This window comes from Leptolyngbya sp. GGD, assembly GCF_026735145.1.
GTDB lineage: Bacteria > Cyanobacteriota > Cyanobacteriia > Leptolyngbyales > Leptolyngbyaceae > Leptolyngbya > Leptolyngbya boryana.
Map to the genome: position 1 here is coordinate 513,579 of NZ_JAPQKE010000003.1, position 15,763 is coordinate 529,341.

A 15,763-nucleotide genomic window follows, 5' to 3' on the forward strand; every position below is an offset into this window, starting at 1 on the left:
CGCGCTTTGTTGTTTATGCCGATTTGGATTTGTTTTTAGATGGCTTTCTGAAGTTCAGTAGCTTAGGGAAGCGCTTCGACTCTCCCTCGGCTTTTACGATGTCTTCATTCGCTTGCCACAGTGCCACAAACTTTTCAGCCGCGAACACGTTGATATAAGTCCAAATTGCACAAGTCACGAAAGCGCTAGGACTAAGGAACATGAACCGATAGAGCGGTGCAACTGCCGACGCAATATCCACAACGTAGGAAGCTCGAACCGCCCCTGAGATTTTCTTGTGATTGGCTGTACCTGCTTGCTTGTAGGCTTTCGCTTCGATGTGCGCCAGGTCAATCGATTCTTTTGGAACGTCCCCCACCCGAAAATTCTTCACCGCTTCATAGTCCTGCTTAGCCTTGGCGACAGACTTCTTACCGCGCTGCAAGTTGGCTTGAACTCCGAGAACGACGATCGAGATAATCCCGGTTATATAGAAATTCGGATCAGCGAATGCAATCCCAATGTTCTGAATATCGCCATTGTTAGGACTGAACGGCTTGGGCATGAATGACGGATGAGTTTCGGCAATGTATGAGCCATCAAACTTGCCAGTCTTAGAGAAGTAGTTACCGATCGCGAGTGCTTGCCAGTACGATTCAGCGCTGCACAACCAAAAGTAAATCGCCATTGAACCGAGAAAGATTCGCTGCCCGCCTTTTGGAGCCGTACACCATTTGTAAAGCGCCGCAGGACGGGAGAAGAACCACGCGATCGTGTCTGCCATTGAAGCAACGATGTCATCAACAGTCGGGTCGGTGCTGTGATTCGCTTTCGGTGGTTGCGCTTTGGGCGTTTCGGTCTGAGTTGAATTGCCTTGAGTGCTACGAATTGACATGAGTTTTGCTCCTATTTGAGTAAGGGGTGATTAGGGTCATTACAAACTTTGGTGTCTGGCGTGAATTTGCGATCCTTCCAGATACCCGCGCATCGCTCGAACTTGTCAAAAATCAACCGTGTCTGCGTCGGTTGAGTGTTCCAAAATGGAAGCCCTGGCTTGATTTGCTCCCTGCCGACATCGTTGACAATCAGGCGATGAATGTTTAACTGATCCGCCTTCTGAAATGCCGTAGCCTCTCGGTTTTGGGCATCGGCTTGCTTCTCTGCAATCCGCGCCCGTTGCTCGATTTGGGCAGTCCGCATATCGGTCTCATGCTGCTTACCCGCTTTGATGAATAGTTGACTGCCACCGATGGCAACGGAAGTTAGCAGGATGCCGAGACCAGCATTTCGAGAGAACTTGTAAAGCTGTTTGGGTAGGCTCACTTTGCCCTCCGTTGCTCGATTTGCTCAACTTCATCCGGTCGGATTGTGTTGTTTTGAATCCGGTTGGTTGGTTCGATTGCTGGACGATCAGCAGGAACTTCAAAGCCTTTAATCGGTTCGGTTTTGGGCTGATGGCTGATAGGTTGGCATCCTTGGATGATTGCGACCAGGGCGATAAATGGAATTAAAAAGCGTGTCATTTGCTCAATCTCCGTTGCTCGATTTGAGGAATATCAAGGCGAAATCGAACGCCCTGGTCACGCACCCAGTAGCCAGCGACAAAGGCAAGCAGGACACATCCAAATACGAAAATCCCGCTTGCCGTCGAGCCATCATCACGGTGATAGTTGCTCATCTCATGCCCTCCTAAACCAACCAAGCGATGAGTGCGTAACACTGCATGGGATCTTCCAGCGATTCGAGCGATTGAAGTGCAAGCAGCATTGGATCGGTCGCCGTCTCGTTTTCCATTGAGGTTTCCACACCATCCCCGATCGCGTCTGTAACGCTTGTCCAAAAGTCGTCTTGAAGTGCGGAAGCCAAACCCCAAGCGTGAACCGCAAGCACAGCAACTAATGCCTTTTGGTCGTTGTCCGACAGCAAACACTTGCCTGCTGCATCTTCAAATTGGTTTGCAAACTGAGCGATCGCGGGATTGTTGTAATCTCCGCCGAAATATCCGATCGATTTGTTCATAATGGTTGAATCCTCAAGTGATTTACGTTGTTTGGGGATAGCCGATCGCTTTCCTTTGTCACGGGCTGGGCGATCGGCTTTTTGATTGAAAGTCAGTCAGCAGATTTCTCAGATGTTTCTTTCGGCATCTTCATCATCTTGAGCAAGCTCGCCTTGGCATGGAAAGCGATTTGATTTGCATCAAGCTGCTCTTGCATTGCTTCAATGCTCGAAATCTCAATGTCTAAAACGCGATACTGATCCTGCTCAAAGTTAATATGGTCGCCCGTTCGCGGAAGAACAGGAGCCACTAGATAGCGCTCCGTCGAGCCGCGAGTAAGAAGCTCAAATGCCGAAAATTTGATGATGTACACTTTTTAGCCTCTGGATGGATTGGAGAAATTGGACTGAGGAATTCTGATGATCGATCGAGATGTTCGGAGAATCTTTGGACGCTGGCTCAGCTTCCAGCATTTTTCAAGCAATCGAAAATTCTCGAAAGCCTTAAATTGAGCGATATGCTCCGGGGGGAATTCCATCATGGTTAGTAGATTTTTTTTTGTTTCTTGTTCAACTCATCGTCAATCTGAGTAAAGCTTGAAGAACTGCTAATCGAGTCCATAACCCTCATCTAGTAGTTCTTCAATTGCGTAAATGAGATAGTCAATTTCTTGCCGATCGTCTGGGTCGCTGAAATCAAAACTCCACCACTCGAACGCATCGCGGACGGTGCAACAGATGTGAAGCATTTCCGGATCGTCATATTCGTTGGGAATGTCGGGATACTGCCAAACAGCATCGATGCGATGTCCGCTGAATTCGTTAGCTTCCGACTTCAGAAAAGAATGAAGGTTGAGCAAGTCATCGCGGGGAACACTGTCGAAAAACTGCTCAACCTCCTGAGAAACTTCGGGTTTGGTCATGGGAGAATGATTGAATCCTCATTGATTTTGTGTTTAGTGGGGCGAGTTGCATTGCTAATCTGTCTCATCGCCGAGAAGGTCATCTTCATCCTCATCGGGGGATTCCTCAGACTGATTCGCGATTGGAGTCGTTACCAGCGAATGAGGAAATCCGCCAAAGGTCAAAGCACCTGCACTGAATGATTGAAGAATCCATTCAATGAATGCCGCGTCATCACCCGAAAATCTCGGATAGATTGCGCGGCATTGGCTCACGAGTTCCTTGCTGATATAAGGGCGAAGTTTTCCAGCTTTCATTTACGCTGCCTCCGCTTGGCTTTGAAACATCCAAACAGCGCGCGCGTGAAGCCCTTTAGCATTCGCCCATTGTGGGTCAGAGACGATCGTGAAGCCTTTAGCTTCCAAATACCGACGAACAGCAGGGATGAGGCATGAGCCGCCGGAAGCAAGCTTCATGTCTGTTTGCTCCAAGTGCTGCATTGTCCGCTTCTCTAAATCAGGCAGTACCCGATCGAGCCACTTGTGAACCTCTCGCTCTACCACACTGGAAAAATCGCTGAAGTTGTTCAACCCGGACACTGTATGACCTGGCTTTTCCAGAATATTGACTGATGTTTCCTTGGAAAGTCCGCCAACCTTCCCGACTGCTTGAACCGCTTCGGTGCAATTTGCAAGCTCATTAATCAAGGTTCGCGATCCGCAGTTGGGAGCAATGTACGGGTCGCAAAGGACTTTTAGTTTATCGAAGGCGCTAACGTTGATTGTTCCGCCTCCGATTTCCATCAGGTAGACCTTCTTGGCTTGCGGACGCTCATCCAAGATGACTCCGACGCCTTCATGAAAAGTACTCAGAACTTCGATATCGATCCGCTTAGTAACGCCGTTGCAGGTGAAGGAGTGAACCCCGTTAAGCGCGGATTCAATGGATTTGCCGTGTAAATCCTTACGTGGGACTGAGACAGCTAATTTCAAATTGTCGCCATCTTTCAACACATCCCACATTGCAGAAATCAGAACGGGTAAAGCAAAGTGAGCTTTGCCGTTTTCTATGTTCATAACTTCCTCATCGCCATCGGAACAATCAATCCATGATTGATTGTTCCAGTGCGAAAACTGAGAGGCGCAGGTGATTGCATTCGGGTAGTCGGAATCAACTAAGTCGATCGCGCTACGCATTGAGATTTGCTTCGGCTCTGACTTTTTCTTGGAAACTTCGGAGTAAACGATCTTCTCTTTCCAGTTCCCCGTGTCAACGCCTGCGATGATTGTTCGTGCCATTCGTTCAAAATCTCCTATGAGGTTCAGTTTTTGTGTTTGGGTGAAACTAGCCCAAAAAGTAAACGTTTTCTAGTAAAAGAATTTCTTTTTGGGCTAGGAGTCGAGATCTGCTGTTTGCTGTTTTGGGCTAGAAAGTATCGATTTCTGCTAAGAAACAGCAATTTTTAGGCTGAATTTACCTTTTGAACTTAGAACGGATGCAGCACAGCAAAACTGCAAGCCGCTCGATCTGGATGAGTTCTGCTTGCAATTTCGCCCCAATCCGATCGCGCTTTCAGCCTGCAAAGTCCGCGATCGAATTCCCTGCAATTGCCGCAAACTCGCTTTAATGTTCGCGGTTGAATAGCCTTGGAAATGCGAAGCATATAAAGGTCGATCGCGTCAGAGGTCGTGATTGTTGTCATAATGTTGTTGTTCGTAATTGGACAAACAAAGAGCCGCTCTACTGTGCAAGGTGGGAGCGGCTCTTTGATTAGCGTTGCTCGTCAAAATTCGTGATTGACGGACGATCCGGGGGCACTACTCGCTGATTCAATTCGAGAAGTTCTCTCGCATTTCCAGCAGTCAGGATGGCGAAAGCTCTCAGGAATAGCAAAGGAACGATCGCGCTTCTAAGTTTCGGCATAATCATTAGTTTTGTTCCTTGGGGTCAGCGCTGACCCCGTTTCTTTTCGCTGTCTAAACTTGCGCTTCTAGTAACTCGTCGATTTCGCTTTCTGCTTCAGGCAACATGGGAAGCTCGATCGTTGGAATCTGAACCGAAATTCCGCGCTGCTCCAACCAAGGCAGAAGTGCAAGGTCAAAGTACTTTCGAGCATTGCGTCCGGTTGAAATCGCCCAACCGTAGACGAATCCGATCGCCGCGAAGAATGCGATCGCGTCCTGCCAAACTCGCTGATAGTCAACTGACATCGAAGCAATTTCGCCATCTTGAACAACGGAAACACGCTGAGAAGTGTATGCGCCAATTGCAGCGCACAAAATGAATGTGAACATGATTGAATTCCTCGCAATAGTAGTTTGAATGCCCGTAGGCAATAGCGCGTTTAGGAATTGCACCTAGAACATCGACTTGGTTATCGATCGCGCTGATCAATTGTGATAGAAAACTCTACCAATCACGCTTCCGGTGGATTGGTTGCCTAGGAGCGTGACTCTAGAACTGCTATCAAGATGAAAGTCGATCACTTCTGAACTATCAAACCAGGCATGGCTAACTTGGTTTAACGCTCCAATGAAATCGAGGGCTGCAAAGCTTCGGTCTTCAAATGTTGCGGGATTTCGGAACGTAAATTTCTTCATTTGGTCTGACATATATTCTTCCATTGGAGCTTTGAATCAATGTAATGGAATCAATACTTCGGACAAAATTTGAGCAGGTTTTACGGCTCAAGCCCTGATTCAATCGTAGACCAGATCTTTTTTCAAAGTGAGGGGCAAAGCTAAGTTGGAAAAAATGACTCACCCGTGAAGCTTCAAGCGCTGAAAGCATTGTGTTTAGAGTCGGTTGCTCACCCCGACTGATTTCGGTCTTCTTATCTACGAGAGGCATCACTCTGAGCGGACTCCCCGTGAGGGACTTTCACCCCCGGCTTGGGGTTGTCTCTCCCCTCGCTTGAAACTAATATAGCTCGATTCTTTTCAAAGTGTTAGTACTATTACATTGATATCGCTTATGTGCTAAAAAACTGAAAAAACAAGCTGAAATTAGTCTGTAATCAGCTTTACAATCTCAATAAAGTACTAGCATTTTGATAAGATAAATCAATGTAATAGTACTATTACATTGCAAAGAAGTTAGATTATGCTGAGATTTATACGCTTCAATGTATGGAGAAGATATGATCACTTTTCAAACAGCAACGACAGTGCCACGGAAGAACGCAGGCTATCGACTAGATGAACGATGTATCGAGGCGATTAAGGAATTAGCAAATCGCACCGGAAAATCTATCAATGAATATCTCGAAGACCTAATCTTCCAGCATGGAAAGATCAACGGAGTTATTCCGCCTGAGGCTGAGCCATTAGGGGAAACACGCGGAGGCACTCGAAAAGGCGCAGGCAAAAAAGCGAAATCAGCAGATGCACAGAAAGACGATCGTGCGTCTGCCCCAAATAATGATTCGCCTGTCGATGGCAACGAATAGAAAATCCTCTGATGCCCATTGATGGATCAGAGGATCATTTGTTCTTTTAATCCGATTGTGACATTTTGTAAAAGCGGCTGAATATCCCTGTATACGGCTATTTTCAACGTTTTTCTATAGGAATTCATCGGATTTAGGACTGTTTTGATAGATCGTTTGTATTGAAAAACGCTGAAACGTGCTAGGAACAAGGCTTTTTTGAGTGTTTTTCAGCTTTTCCCAAAATTGGTTGTCCTAATTCAGGAAGTCAATATGCGGAAATTTAGACGTTGTGTGCAGAAGCGCGAAAAGGGTCAGCCAAAAAAGTTTTTAGGTTGCAGTCTCCCTCTCAGCTTTGCGCTGGAGATCGAGCGGGAAGCTGAGCGGCGAAATTTGAGTGTTTCGGCTGTACTCGCAGAGCGGCTGCTATCTCAGCCGGAGCAAAAAACAGCATGAATGCTGCTTAAAAAACATTAGCCAAAACACTGGCTCCCTAAATTCAAAAAGCTATCGCCACGGGTTAAGTCCGCGTGGTCGCGCTCTTAGGCGAGGAGCGAGCTAAGGAAAAAAATCGCATGTAAATGCCCGTTTGCAAACCGAGACGCAAACGGGCTTCAGTAAAAGACTGAGCTAATTGTATGCGATACAGCAATATTTCAGCAACGGAAAAGATCAAAGTTGGCTTGCACTCGCTGATGCTAACAGGGAAAGCCGAGCCGTCAAAATTCAGCGCGGCAAGCCACTGGACTCCCTGTGACCTGACAGTATCCGAGCTTGCAAACTGGATCGGCGACCAGGGGTGTGCCTGGATGCCTGCCATTCTTGACAAGAATCAACCACGTTGGCAAAACAAAGCGAACTACGCAGAAGTAGGCGCGATCGACGTTGACAATCAGGTGAAAAGGGAAGGCGAAAAAGTTTACCTTCACCAGATGACGATCGAGGAAGCGTTAGACCATCCGCTTGTTAAAGAGCATTGCTGCTTGGGCATTCCCTCGGCAAGCCACACCGAGGACTGGCATAAATTCCGCTTAGTCTTCCGCTTTCCCAAAGCGATCGAGGGTTGGGAAAATATCAGAATCGCCAATCGCTACCTCGCTCACTTGATCAATCAAGACAAGCCAGGAGAGAGCGACGTAGCCGACCCTGCTTGCAAGGACGCTTGCCGATTCTTCTATGGTGCGCCGGGTAGAAAGCCATTCTTGATCGAAGACTCGAAAGCGCTGCCTGAATCGTTCTTTGAGGACGCAATCTCTTGGAATCGGGAAATTGAAGCAGAGCAGGCGAAACAAGCAGAGCAGGCGAGACAGCAATGGGAAAGCTGGAAATCTAACAAGGGAGAGCAAGAGCAAGAGGGGTTAATTCTCACTGCGCTCAATACGATCGATCCCAACTGTGATTACAACGACTGGATTGCGATCGGTATGGCGCTCTGCGGTATGGGCTATCCAATGAGCGTTTGGGATGATTGGAGCGCGGGTGGTTCAAGTTACGACAGCAAGCAAATGGAATCCAGGTGGAAAAGTTTTCAAGGCAAAAAAGGCGATCCAGGGGTGATTTTTGGAATTGCCAAAAAACACAAGTTTAAGTTTCCGAAGAAAGAGCGATCTCATGATCAATTTACGTCAAGCGAAAAATCTTCGAGCATTGGGGTTACGGCAGAACAAACTCCAAAACAAGGTCTAGTTCAATGCTTGCCCTCGTACAATTCGCAGATCGGCTCCTGGACAAAAACGATTAAGGGTAAAGAGGTTAGCAATGAGGAATTTGCTGTTTTTGACTCGCCGCTCCACAAAGCTCTGTTGAAGCAGGCTGAAGAAGATCCTAATTTCGTTTTTGATCGAGAAGAAGGAGTAGGGAAAGACAAAAAGGCTGTGTTCAAGCGTTTTACGCCTTTTACTGACTTTGACTTCACGTTTTCAAAGATTCTATCTGGATCGGACGGTGGGGGATCTGTTTTGAAAATTGTGCAGATTCAAGGATCGAAAATTGTTAGCAAGGAAGTTTTGATCCGATCAAGTGAAACCACAAGAATTCAGGATTTTGCAGACGCTCTAAAACGAGAGCTAAAACGCGATATTTTCTGCATTCTAAAGATTGAAGACCTGCAAAAGTTGTTGCGCGATCGAAGAACAAAATACGAAAGGGATGGCGGACAACTCTACAAACTAGCCGATCGTGTCGGAAAGCAAGACGACGGAACTTGGGTTCTTGAAAACTGCCAATTCAAAGCGGACGGCACAACTACCAGCGAATCGGAGTCGCTGTGGGTGTTCAACCACTCTCTAGGTGAGACGGAAAAGATTCCGTCTCCCAAAATTGCGGCACAAGATCCAGATGCCCTGAACCGTCTTGTTCTGGCAGCGAAAAACTTCTTTAGTCCGGAGGCATTTGGTTTTGTGCTGCGAGATCTTGGACAAGGTTCAGCCATCCTTCATAGGGATGTTGTGATGAGCTATTTGAATTATTTTCCTCAGTCCTGGATATATGGGGAAAAACACGCAGGTAAGACTCTTTCAGCGACGATCGCGGTTTCTTTAGCTGGAATGCACCGTTTTACGATCTCAAGCTTTACCGAGTCATCACTATACGAGTACTTCAAATCACTGGGATGCCTGCCTTTTCTTGTAGACGATCCAATCAAGCCGGGTAAAGAACAGCAGAAAAACAAAGAATTACTAGAGAAAATTCTTTGGAATAGTTACGGCGGTTTTTCTCGAATGGTTAGAGGGAACAACCAAGTGCCGCATACTTGCGCCCTGTTTACGTCGAATCTCGCGATTGGAGACAAAGCGGGTGCTTTGATAACTCGATTGCTAATGAGCTCATTCAAAAAAGGCGAGTTCAACAAGGATTACGAGAACGAACTGAAAGACGCGATCGATAATGCTTCGGCAGGATTCTCTCAGCTTGTCTCAATTCAATACGACCATGCAGCGTTTCGAGAAATCTGCATATATCTTTCTCCGTTAATGAAAGATATTGACTCCAGAATCAAAGAATCGTTAGCGCTCAACATCTTCTTTACTGAAAAGTTTCTGGAGAAAGCCCGGTACGAATTCGATTACAGGAAGTTCTGCATTGAAAATTTCATTCCCCAAATGAGTGGTTATGACTCTACAAGGGACTCACTAGCTGACTTCCTTGAAAAACTTAGCACCTTGAGAGCAGATAACGAGATTGGAGCTTGGAACGCCAGAATGGTCAAGTATCAAGGTAACTCTTACCTTGCGGTCGATTTGGCTTCTGTTTGGGGCAAGTTTGAGCAACGATTTACCCCCAATTACTCAAGACAGGGGCTAAATGCTTTGATTCAGGCAGCAGGCGGAGAAGTTGGCAAGGTTCAGAAGTTTGTCGATACAAAGCTCACTTGGAACGACTACCTTCGGGCTAAGGCAGAGTTCGAGCGCAAATCTGAATACGAGCAACGCGAATCGAATCCACCACAAGAACCGAAGAAAATACTATCTCGGAAGTGTGTTTTAATCCCGGCTCGACTACTACCGAATCAAGAATCAGAGGAGCAAGATCAGCCGGAAGCCGAAACGATTGAAACGCCTGAAGTCGAGCCAGAGAAGGCAGGTCAACCGGACGGTTGGACAGAGATTGAAGCTCGACCTGTTGAAGCTCAAAAAGTCGTTCTTCCTGGGTTGCCGGACGGGTGGCAACCCAGGAAGAACGATCGCATCCTAGCTCTTGATTTCAGCGTATGGAAACCTGCCACTGTTCTCGAAACCCCTGGCAGTAAACGAGAGTGGAAAGTTAAGATCGATGGCGTTCCGAACCCCGTCCATTTTTACGACTTAGCACCGATGCGACCGATGGAGGCTATTGCAGTCTAAGCCAGACGTTTTTTGAACTGATCGAAGTCTGCTCAATTCCCGGCAGTCACGCGGGATTAAGAGCAGACTTCGATCAGCAAGTTACCGCCGTAAATTCAGAAAGTTACCTTCTCTCGAAACTGGGAAGGTAACTTTTCTTATTTCAAGAGGTAACTTTCTGAAATGCTTTCTGTATATAGGGTTTAGGCAAAAGCCCCCCGCTTTAAAATCTAGAAAGTTACTTTTTTCAGCATGAAAAGTTACCTCGGCATGTAACTGCTGAAACCTTCTCACAGCAACAGTTTCAGGCAAAAGTTACCTGAGTTACCTGAGTTACCCTTAAAAATCAGTACCCTTAAAAATCACCACCATTACAATTTGAAATACTGCAATATAGAAACTGCGCCACACAAACAAAGCGCAACTCTGGGACTGTAGTTCAATTGGTTAGAGCACCGCCCGATTTTCACGGTTGACCTCAAAGAGCTTTTGAACGATAGTCAAATCTGTTAATGTTTGGGACAGATTTGGGACAGATTAAGGGTGACGTGTAGAGATTCCTGAAGGAACTCTTGACTATTTCTACGGGACTGACGGGGCTCGAACCCGCAACTTCCGCCGTGACAGGGCGGTGCTCTAACCAATTGAACTACAGTCCCAGATTTGCGCGTTTGTGTGGCGCGATTTCTATATTGCAGTGTTTTAGTAGATTTGTCAAACAAATTACAAAGATTTTTTTGGCGTGCTTCTTCAACCTCAATAAAAATTTCTGCCCCGATCTCAAATTCCCTTGTTATTACTGAAGTAGGAAGATTGACACGAGCTAGGCACAGGTGATGAAAGAAATAAAATCGGGATCTCGTCCGACTGGGAGAGTTGCACTGCAAGTTGCTTTGGCTGCGATCGTTTTGATCGGAATTGTGGGCGCGGTTCTGATGAAATTATTTGCAATCGAGATTTCGATCACGCCCGCTGCGCCAAATTCTGTGCCGATGATCACAACGGATGAATCTCCTTCAGGTGAACTAGTTACACCTGTAAAAATTGAGAAGCCTGATGCGACAGCAATTGCTGCAAAACAAGGCAATCTTAGAATTCGCAATCGATCAGATTATCCGATCCGAGTTGCGCTGCTTTCGCGACAACCAAAAGAGGCAAATCTCAAGTCAGGTTCACCGCAGAGCGGTTTTGCACTTCCGGCGCACTGGGATTTTGCGCCGCAAGAAGGCAGCCAAACCGGATTATTAGTGTCGTTGCCGCAGCGATCAATTCGACTGAAACGAGGTGATGTCGTGGTTGCCTTCGCTCAGGATGGCTCACAACGGTATTGGGGGCCGTTTGTCGTCGGAGAGACTGAGCGACCCGATTGGAATGCTCAGGCAGGGGAATGGGAGCTTGTGATTGAGAATTAAGCGTAGAGGGTCATGACCTCGGATAGTGGCAAACGGGACTGTGCTGCGATCGCAAAGTCTGATGTATGCCCCCGATCAAAATGCTCCGCTGCGGCACATCCAATCATGGCAGCGTTATCTGTACAGAATTTCATCGGCGGAAATAAAACTTTAATCTGATGCGGTTCAGCCGCCGCTTGAAGTTCTGCTCTCAATCCTCGATTGGCTGCAACACCCCCGCCGACTGCAATTGTGTTTAGTCCGTAATTTTTAGCGCAGGCGATCGCTCGTTTCGTCAAGGCTCGTACCACGGTTGCTTGAAAACTAGCCGCGAGATCGGCAATGGGGATCGGTTCACCAGTTGCCTGCAATTTTTGAGTCAGCCGCAAAACCGCTGTCTTTAAGCCGCTAAAACTTGAATCATAAGGATGAACGCCACCTTCAGGTAAAGAGATCTGACCTTCAGGTAGGGCAAAAGCGCGCGGATTGCCCTCTGCCGCCAACCGATCAATAACTGGGCCGCCTGGATAGCCCAGATTCAATAAGCGAGCAACTTTATCAAACGCTTCACCTGCGGCATCGTCCCGGGTCTGTCCTAACACTTCATATTTGCCGCAGTCTTTGACGTAGATTAGGCTGGTATGTCCGCCAGAGACGAGAAGACAGAGAAAGGGCGGTTCGAGATGGGGATCACTGAGGTAGGAGGCGTAAATGTGCCCTTCTAGGTGATGTACACCAATAAAGGGCTTTTGATGGACGATCGCTAAAGTCTTGGCGGCAGTCAATCCCACTAAAAGTGCACCGACGAGTCCGGGCGTACAAGTGCCAGCGATCGCATCGATTTCTGACCAGGTTATGCCGGATGCTTCAAGGGCTTGAGCGATCGCTAAATTGACCATTTCCACATGTTGCCGTGAAGCAACTTCAGGAACAACCCCGCCGTATTTCTGGTGAATCGCGATTTGAGACGACACAATGCTGCTGAGAATGTGACGATTTTTTACGATTGCCACCGCAGTTTCGTCACAACTTGTTTCAATTGCTAAGACCGTTGCCATTTGCTGGTAGGTTTTGGGAGTAGGTGACTTTAGCAGTCGCTCGAATTAGAGTGAGCTAAGCTGATTTCCTAGTTTAGCGCTCTGTTGGATTCACCCCCATTTGTGGAAAAATCAACTTCGTTTTTGACACAACTTTTCTTTGTAATTCGTAAATAAAGGGAAACAATTCCATGCAACGATTGTTTGCTCTAGTTCTCGTTCTTTTCCTAGGATTGGGCTTTGCCAACCCTCAGCCTGCTCACGCCTACAATTTGACTCGGTGTGGCGACAATCCTGTGTTCGTTCAACGAATGAAAGATTCGACTAGCGCCAGCGCGCAGCGTCGTTTTGAGCAGTATTCCGATTTGCTATGCGGCAAGGATGATGGTCTACCTCACTTGATCGCGGATGGCAACCTGGCACATGCTGGCGAATTCACCATTCCTGGCATTCTGTTCTTGCTGATTACGGGCTGGATCGGTTGGGCAGGTCGCTCTTATCTCCAAGCCGTTAAGAAGACAGGTAAGCCTGAAGAAAACGAAATCATTATCAATGTGCCTTTGGCAATCTCCTGCATGTTGGGGGCTGCTTTATGGCCTTTATTGGCAGTGAAAGAGTTGCTGAGCGGCGAATTGACCGAGCGTGACGGAAATGTTCCAGTTGGAGCAGATTCTGTCCTATTGGCTCAAGCGAATAAGCAAGCACCTGCGGCTTCACAAAACCGAGCACGCTAATTTTCTTCACGTTTTGGAGGTTCATCCATGTCTGGTCTTCTGAGATATCTTTCATCGGCTCCTGTAGCGACTGCACTGTGGTTGACTTTTACTGCAGGTCTTTTGATTGAATTTAATCGGTTCTTCCCTGATTTGCTGTCTCATCCGAGATAAGCGGATTTGGAACTTTTTTGAATGCGCGATCGACTTCTGTGATCGCGCATTTTTGTTGAAATCTATCCATTAGTAGAGTGAGGGGTCTTCATTGGGTTGATGATTCGTAGTCGCAATTTTTTTAAGGTGTAAGCGTCCTTAATATATTGGAGCCGCTTATGTCTTCTGGTTTTCTCAGATTTCTCTCGCTTTCCTCAATTCTAGGGATTGCAACTGTTAGCTTCTTTTTGACTTTATTTATTTTGATTAACTGGGTTTCGCCTGATCTGCTGTATTTGATGCATTAGAAACTTACAGGCAATACGCTGATTCGCTTATACTTTGAGGCGTGTCGCGTATTGCCTGCCGTTATGAATCCTGAGCTTGAGATTAGACGATTGTTAGACGTGATGCCCGCATCGGGTCGGATGTTTGTCAAGTTGGTCAGTAAGCCAGATCAGCGATCGTTCATTGATACTCCTGCACCGTTACCCTGGGGCAGGGATCGCCCGGTTTATATTAATTTCGACCTTTGGAGTCGGTTGTCGCGATCTCAGCGTGATCTCCTGATCTTGCGAACGGTCAGTTGGAGTAGCAATATTAAATGGTTTCAACCGACCCCAATGTTAGGACTGACCGCATTAGGCGCGATCGGATTGGGGGTTGAACTTGCTCAGCAGGATTTTGTGGGAGTTGCAGCGGCAAGTGGATTAAGCGCGATCGCACTCTTTCAAATTTGGCGGAATAACCGCAGCTCACGGATGGAACTCGAAGCGGATGAACAAGCGCTGAAAATTGCTCAACGACGAGGCTATACAGAAACTGAAGCGGCACGGGCTTTGTTGAGTGCGATCGAAGCTGTCGCCCAAAATGAAGGGCGCATGTTGAGTTTTGTGGAATTACTGCGATGTCAAGGTTTGAGAGCCATTGGGGGACTTTCTCCCGTTGGCATTCCTGACGAGTTGAGAAGCGAATGATCTACCCAATGACTGGGAGAGTTAAATTGCGGTGAACTCCGGGAAATCACTTAGGAATTTGAGATCGGGGCAGGGAACTTTAGCAATACGACCCCACTGGAAATAAAGACTTCATGATTGAAGGCATGAATTCACGGACTGCTCCGAATTCAAAGTTTCTGGATACTATGGGTTTGTTGCGGAAATGACGGACAATCGCGCCGTCAGTGACCCACGATCGCAGGGCAGCATATTTTATGTCTCACATGGCAACCCAAACTCCACCCTCTCGCAGCATTGATGTCAGCTTAGATGTCGAGTTGCGAAACGTCACCAAAGTTTATCACGGTGAACCTGCGGTTCGCAGTATTGATTTGGGCATTCGGCGCGGCGAGTTTTTTAGTATCTTAGGGCCGTCTGGTTGTGGTAAAACGACGACGCTGCGGATGATTGCGGGATTTGAGCATCCGACCTCGGGCGAGATTTTGATCCGCGATCGCTCGATGTCGAATGTCCCACCGTACAAACGTCCTGCCAATACAGTCTTTCAGAGCTACGCCCTGTTCGGTCATATGACCGTCGCAGAAAATATTGCATTTGGGCTGAAAATTCAGAAATGTTCGCGATCAGAAGTTCAAGATCGAGTTCGAGATGCGTTGAAATTAGTCAAGCTCGAAGCGCTTGCCAATCGATTTCCAGCGCAGCTCTCCGGTGGACAACAACAACGAGTCGCCGTTGCCCGTGCTTTAGTCAATCGCCCCGCCGTTCTGCTGCTCGATGAACCGCTAGGCGCATTAGATTTGAAGTTACGCAAAGAGATGCAGGTTGAACTCGCAACGTTACATCGAGAATTAGGCATGACCTTTGTGATGGTGACGCATGATCAGGAAGAAGCGTTGTCATTATCCGATCGCATTGCCGTGATGAACTTGGGGAAAGTTGAGCAAGTGGGAACGCCTGAGCAAATTTACGATCGTCCACGCACTTCATTTGTTGCAGATTTCATTGGGGATACGAATCTATTTCGCGGCAAGATTGAAGGCGCACATCCTGAGACGCTTTGGATTAGAACCGAGACGGGTATCAAAATGACCGTCCAGCAGGATACTGCCTCGAAATCCCTGACTTCTGGCTGGGTCACGGTGAGCGTACGTCCTGAGAAAATCCAGATTAGTCTAGCTCCTCAAGCAGCAGCAAACTGCTTTGAAGGCAGATTGCAAGATGTGATGTATCTGGGAACTCATGTCTATTGCGTGATAGCCCTGAACTCTGGCGATCGTGTGATTGTGCGTCAGCCAAAATCACCTAAACTTCCAAACGCAGACGCTCCACTCTATGTGTCTTGGGATGCAGCCGACAGTTTAGCGTTATCTGAGTTGTAAGGA

The 15,763-nt window shown here is 47.3% G+C and carries 22 protein-coding genes and 1 tRNA gene; 8 read left to right on the plus strand and 15 right to left on the minus strand.

The genetic code is table 11. The annotated features are described in order from the left end of the window. Positions 1-13: 13 nt before the first annotated feature. The 13 genes from OU814_RS17310 to OU814_RS17370 all read right to left on the minus strand — a co-directional run bounded on the left by OU814_RS17310 (position 14) and on the right by OU814_RS17370 (position 5,492). Positions 14-874, minus strand: a complete 861-nt coding sequence (locus OU814_RS17310) for a hypothetical protein (RefSeq protein WP_268184519.1) — start codon at positions 872-874, stop codon at positions 14-16. Positions 875-885: 11 nt separating this feature from the next. Next, positions 886-1,302, minus strand: coding sequence for a hypothetical protein (locus OU814_RS17315; RefSeq protein WP_268184520.1), 417 nt, complete (start codon positions 1,300-1,302; stop codon positions 886-888). After that, positions 1,299-1,502 carry a hypothetical protein gene (locus OU814_RS17320; RefSeq protein ID WP_268184521.1) on the minus strand — a complete coding sequence of 68 codons (204 nt, stop codon included), beginning with the start codon at positions 1,500-1,502 and terminating at the stop codon, positions 1,299-1,301. The genes OU814_RS17315 and OU814_RS17320 overlap by 4 nt, the downstream gene beginning before the upstream one ends. Continuing rightward, entirely contained in the window at positions 1,499-1,657 is a 159-nt protein-coding gene (locus tag OU814_RS17325; RefSeq protein ID WP_268184522.1) for a hypothetical protein, read from the minus strand. The genes OU814_RS17320 and OU814_RS17325 overlap by 4 nt, the downstream gene beginning before the upstream one ends. An 11-nt stretch (positions 1,658-1,668) precedes the next feature. After that, positions 1,669-1,998 (minus strand): hypothetical protein, encoded by a 330-nt coding sequence (locus OU814_RS17330; RefSeq protein ID WP_268184523.1) that lies wholly within the window; start codon positions 1,996-1,998, stop codon positions 1,669-1,671. A gap of 92 nt (positions 1,999-2,090) precedes the next feature. After that, positions 2,091-2,351, minus strand: a complete 261-nt coding sequence (locus OU814_RS17335) for a hypothetical protein (RefSeq protein WP_268184524.1) — start codon at positions 2,349-2,351, stop codon at positions 2,091-2,093. 234 nt (positions 2,352-2,585) lie between these two features. Next, positions 2,586-2,900, minus strand: coding sequence for a hypothetical protein (locus OU814_RS17340; protein ID WP_268184525.1), 315 nt, complete (start codon positions 2,898-2,900; stop codon positions 2,586-2,588). Positions 2,901-2,954: 54 nt separating this feature from the next. Further along, positions 2,955-3,197: a hypothetical protein gene (locus OU814_RS17345; RefSeq protein ID WP_268184526.1), complete on the minus strand. Its 243-nt coding sequence runs from the start codon at positions 3,195-3,197 to the stop codon at positions 2,955-2,957. Then, the gene (locus OU814_RS17350; protein ID WP_268184527.1) at positions 3,198-4,178 is read right to left on the minus strand and encodes a ParM/StbA family protein; all 981 of its coding nucleotides are present in this window, start codon (positions 4,176-4,178) and stop codon (positions 3,198-3,200) included. It abuts the gene before it with no gap. Between the two features lie 188 nt (positions 4,179-4,366). After that, the gene (locus tag OU814_RS17355; RefSeq protein WP_268184528.1) at positions 4,367-4,582 is read right to left on the minus strand and encodes a hypothetical protein; all 216 of its coding nucleotides are present in this window, start codon (positions 4,580-4,582) and stop codon (positions 4,367-4,369) included. Between the two features lie 68 nt (positions 4,583-4,650). Beyond that, positions 4,651-4,809, minus strand: a complete 159-nt coding sequence (locus OU814_RS17360; protein ID WP_268184529.1) for a hypothetical protein — start codon at positions 4,807-4,809, stop codon at positions 4,651-4,653. Between the two features lie 47 nt (positions 4,810-4,856). Next, a complete protein-coding gene (locus OU814_RS17365; RefSeq protein WP_268184530.1) occupies positions 4,857-5,174 on the minus strand; it encodes a hypothetical protein in 318 nt (105 codons plus the stop codon). Between the two features lie 96 nt (positions 5,175-5,270). Then, positions 5,271-5,492, minus strand: coding sequence for a hypothetical protein (locus OU814_RS17370; RefSeq protein WP_268184531.1), 222 nt, complete (start codon positions 5,490-5,492; stop codon positions 5,271-5,273). Positions 5,493-6,019: 527 nt separating this feature from the next. On the opposite strand from OU814_RS17370, the gene OU814_RS17375 reads away from it, so the two are divergent. Both OU814_RS17375 and OU814_RS17380 read left to right on the plus strand, forming a co-directional pair. Then, positions 6,020-6,328 (plus strand): hypothetical protein, encoded by a 309-nt coding sequence (locus OU814_RS17375; RefSeq protein ID WP_268184532.1) that lies wholly within the window; start codon positions 6,020-6,022, stop codon positions 6,326-6,328. A 617-nt stretch (positions 6,329-6,945) separates the two neighbouring features. Beyond that, positions 6,946-10,149 (plus strand): PriCT-2 domain-containing protein, encoded by a 3,204-nt coding sequence (locus OU814_RS17380; protein ID WP_268184533.1) that lies wholly within the window; start codon positions 6,946-6,948, stop codon positions 10,147-10,149. 564 nt (positions 10,150-10,713) lie between these two features. Here OU814_RS17380 and OU814_RS17385 read toward each other — a convergent pair. Further along, a tRNA-Asp gene (locus tag OU814_RS17385) sits at positions 10,714-10,787 on the minus strand. A gap of 177 nt (positions 10,788-10,964) precedes the next feature. On the opposite strand from OU814_RS17385, the gene OU814_RS17390 reads away from it, so the two are divergent. Continuing rightward, positions 10,965-11,540, plus strand: a complete 576-nt coding sequence (locus tag OU814_RS17390; protein WP_017287985.1) for a hypothetical protein — start codon at positions 10,965-10,967, stop codon at positions 11,538-11,540. Here OU814_RS17390 and tsaD read toward each other — a convergent pair. Then, a complete protein-coding gene (gene tsaD, locus OU814_RS17395; protein WP_017287986.1) occupies positions 11,537-12,577 on the minus strand; it encodes a tRNA (adenosine(37)-N6)-threonylcarbamoyltransferase complex transferase subunit TsaD in 1,041 nt (346 codons plus the stop codon). The two genes, OU814_RS17390 and tsaD, sit on opposite strands and share 4 nt — an antisense overlap. Before the next feature lie 170 nt (positions 12,578-12,747). On the opposite strand from tsaD, the gene OU814_RS17400 reads away from it, so the two are divergent. The 5 genes from OU814_RS17400 (at position 12,748) to OU814_RS17420 (ending at position 15,760) form a co-directional block, all read left to right on the plus strand. Then, positions 12,748-13,290 carry a Photosystem I reaction center subunit III gene (locus tag OU814_RS17400; protein WP_268184534.1) on the plus strand — a complete coding sequence of 181 codons (543 nt, stop codon included), beginning with the start codon at positions 12,748-12,750 and terminating at the stop codon, positions 13,288-13,290. A 27-nt stretch (positions 13,291-13,317) separates the two neighbouring features. Next, a complete protein-coding gene (gene psaJ, locus OU814_RS17405) occupies positions 13,318-13,443 on the plus strand; it encodes a photosystem I reaction center subunit IX (RefSeq protein ID WP_071596157.1) in 126 nt (41 codons plus the stop codon). Positions 13,444-13,601: 158 nt separating this feature from the next. After that, positions 13,602-13,730: a hypothetical protein gene (locus tag OU814_RS17410; protein WP_017287989.1), complete on the plus strand. Its 129-nt coding sequence runs from the start codon at positions 13,602-13,604 to the stop codon at positions 13,728-13,730. Between the two features lie 63 nt (positions 13,731-13,793). After that, positions 13,794-14,399: a DUF3318 domain-containing protein gene (locus OU814_RS17415; protein WP_017287990.1), complete on the plus strand. Its 606-nt coding sequence runs from the start codon at positions 13,794-13,796 to the stop codon at positions 14,397-14,399. A gap of 236 nt (positions 14,400-14,635) precedes the next feature. Beyond that, on the plus strand, positions 14,636-15,760 hold the full coding sequence (locus OU814_RS17420; RefSeq protein ID WP_326498315.1) for an ABC transporter ATP-binding protein: 1,125 nt from the start codon (positions 14,636-14,638) through the stop codon (positions 15,758-15,760). Positions 15,761-15,763 lie beyond the last annotated feature (3 nt).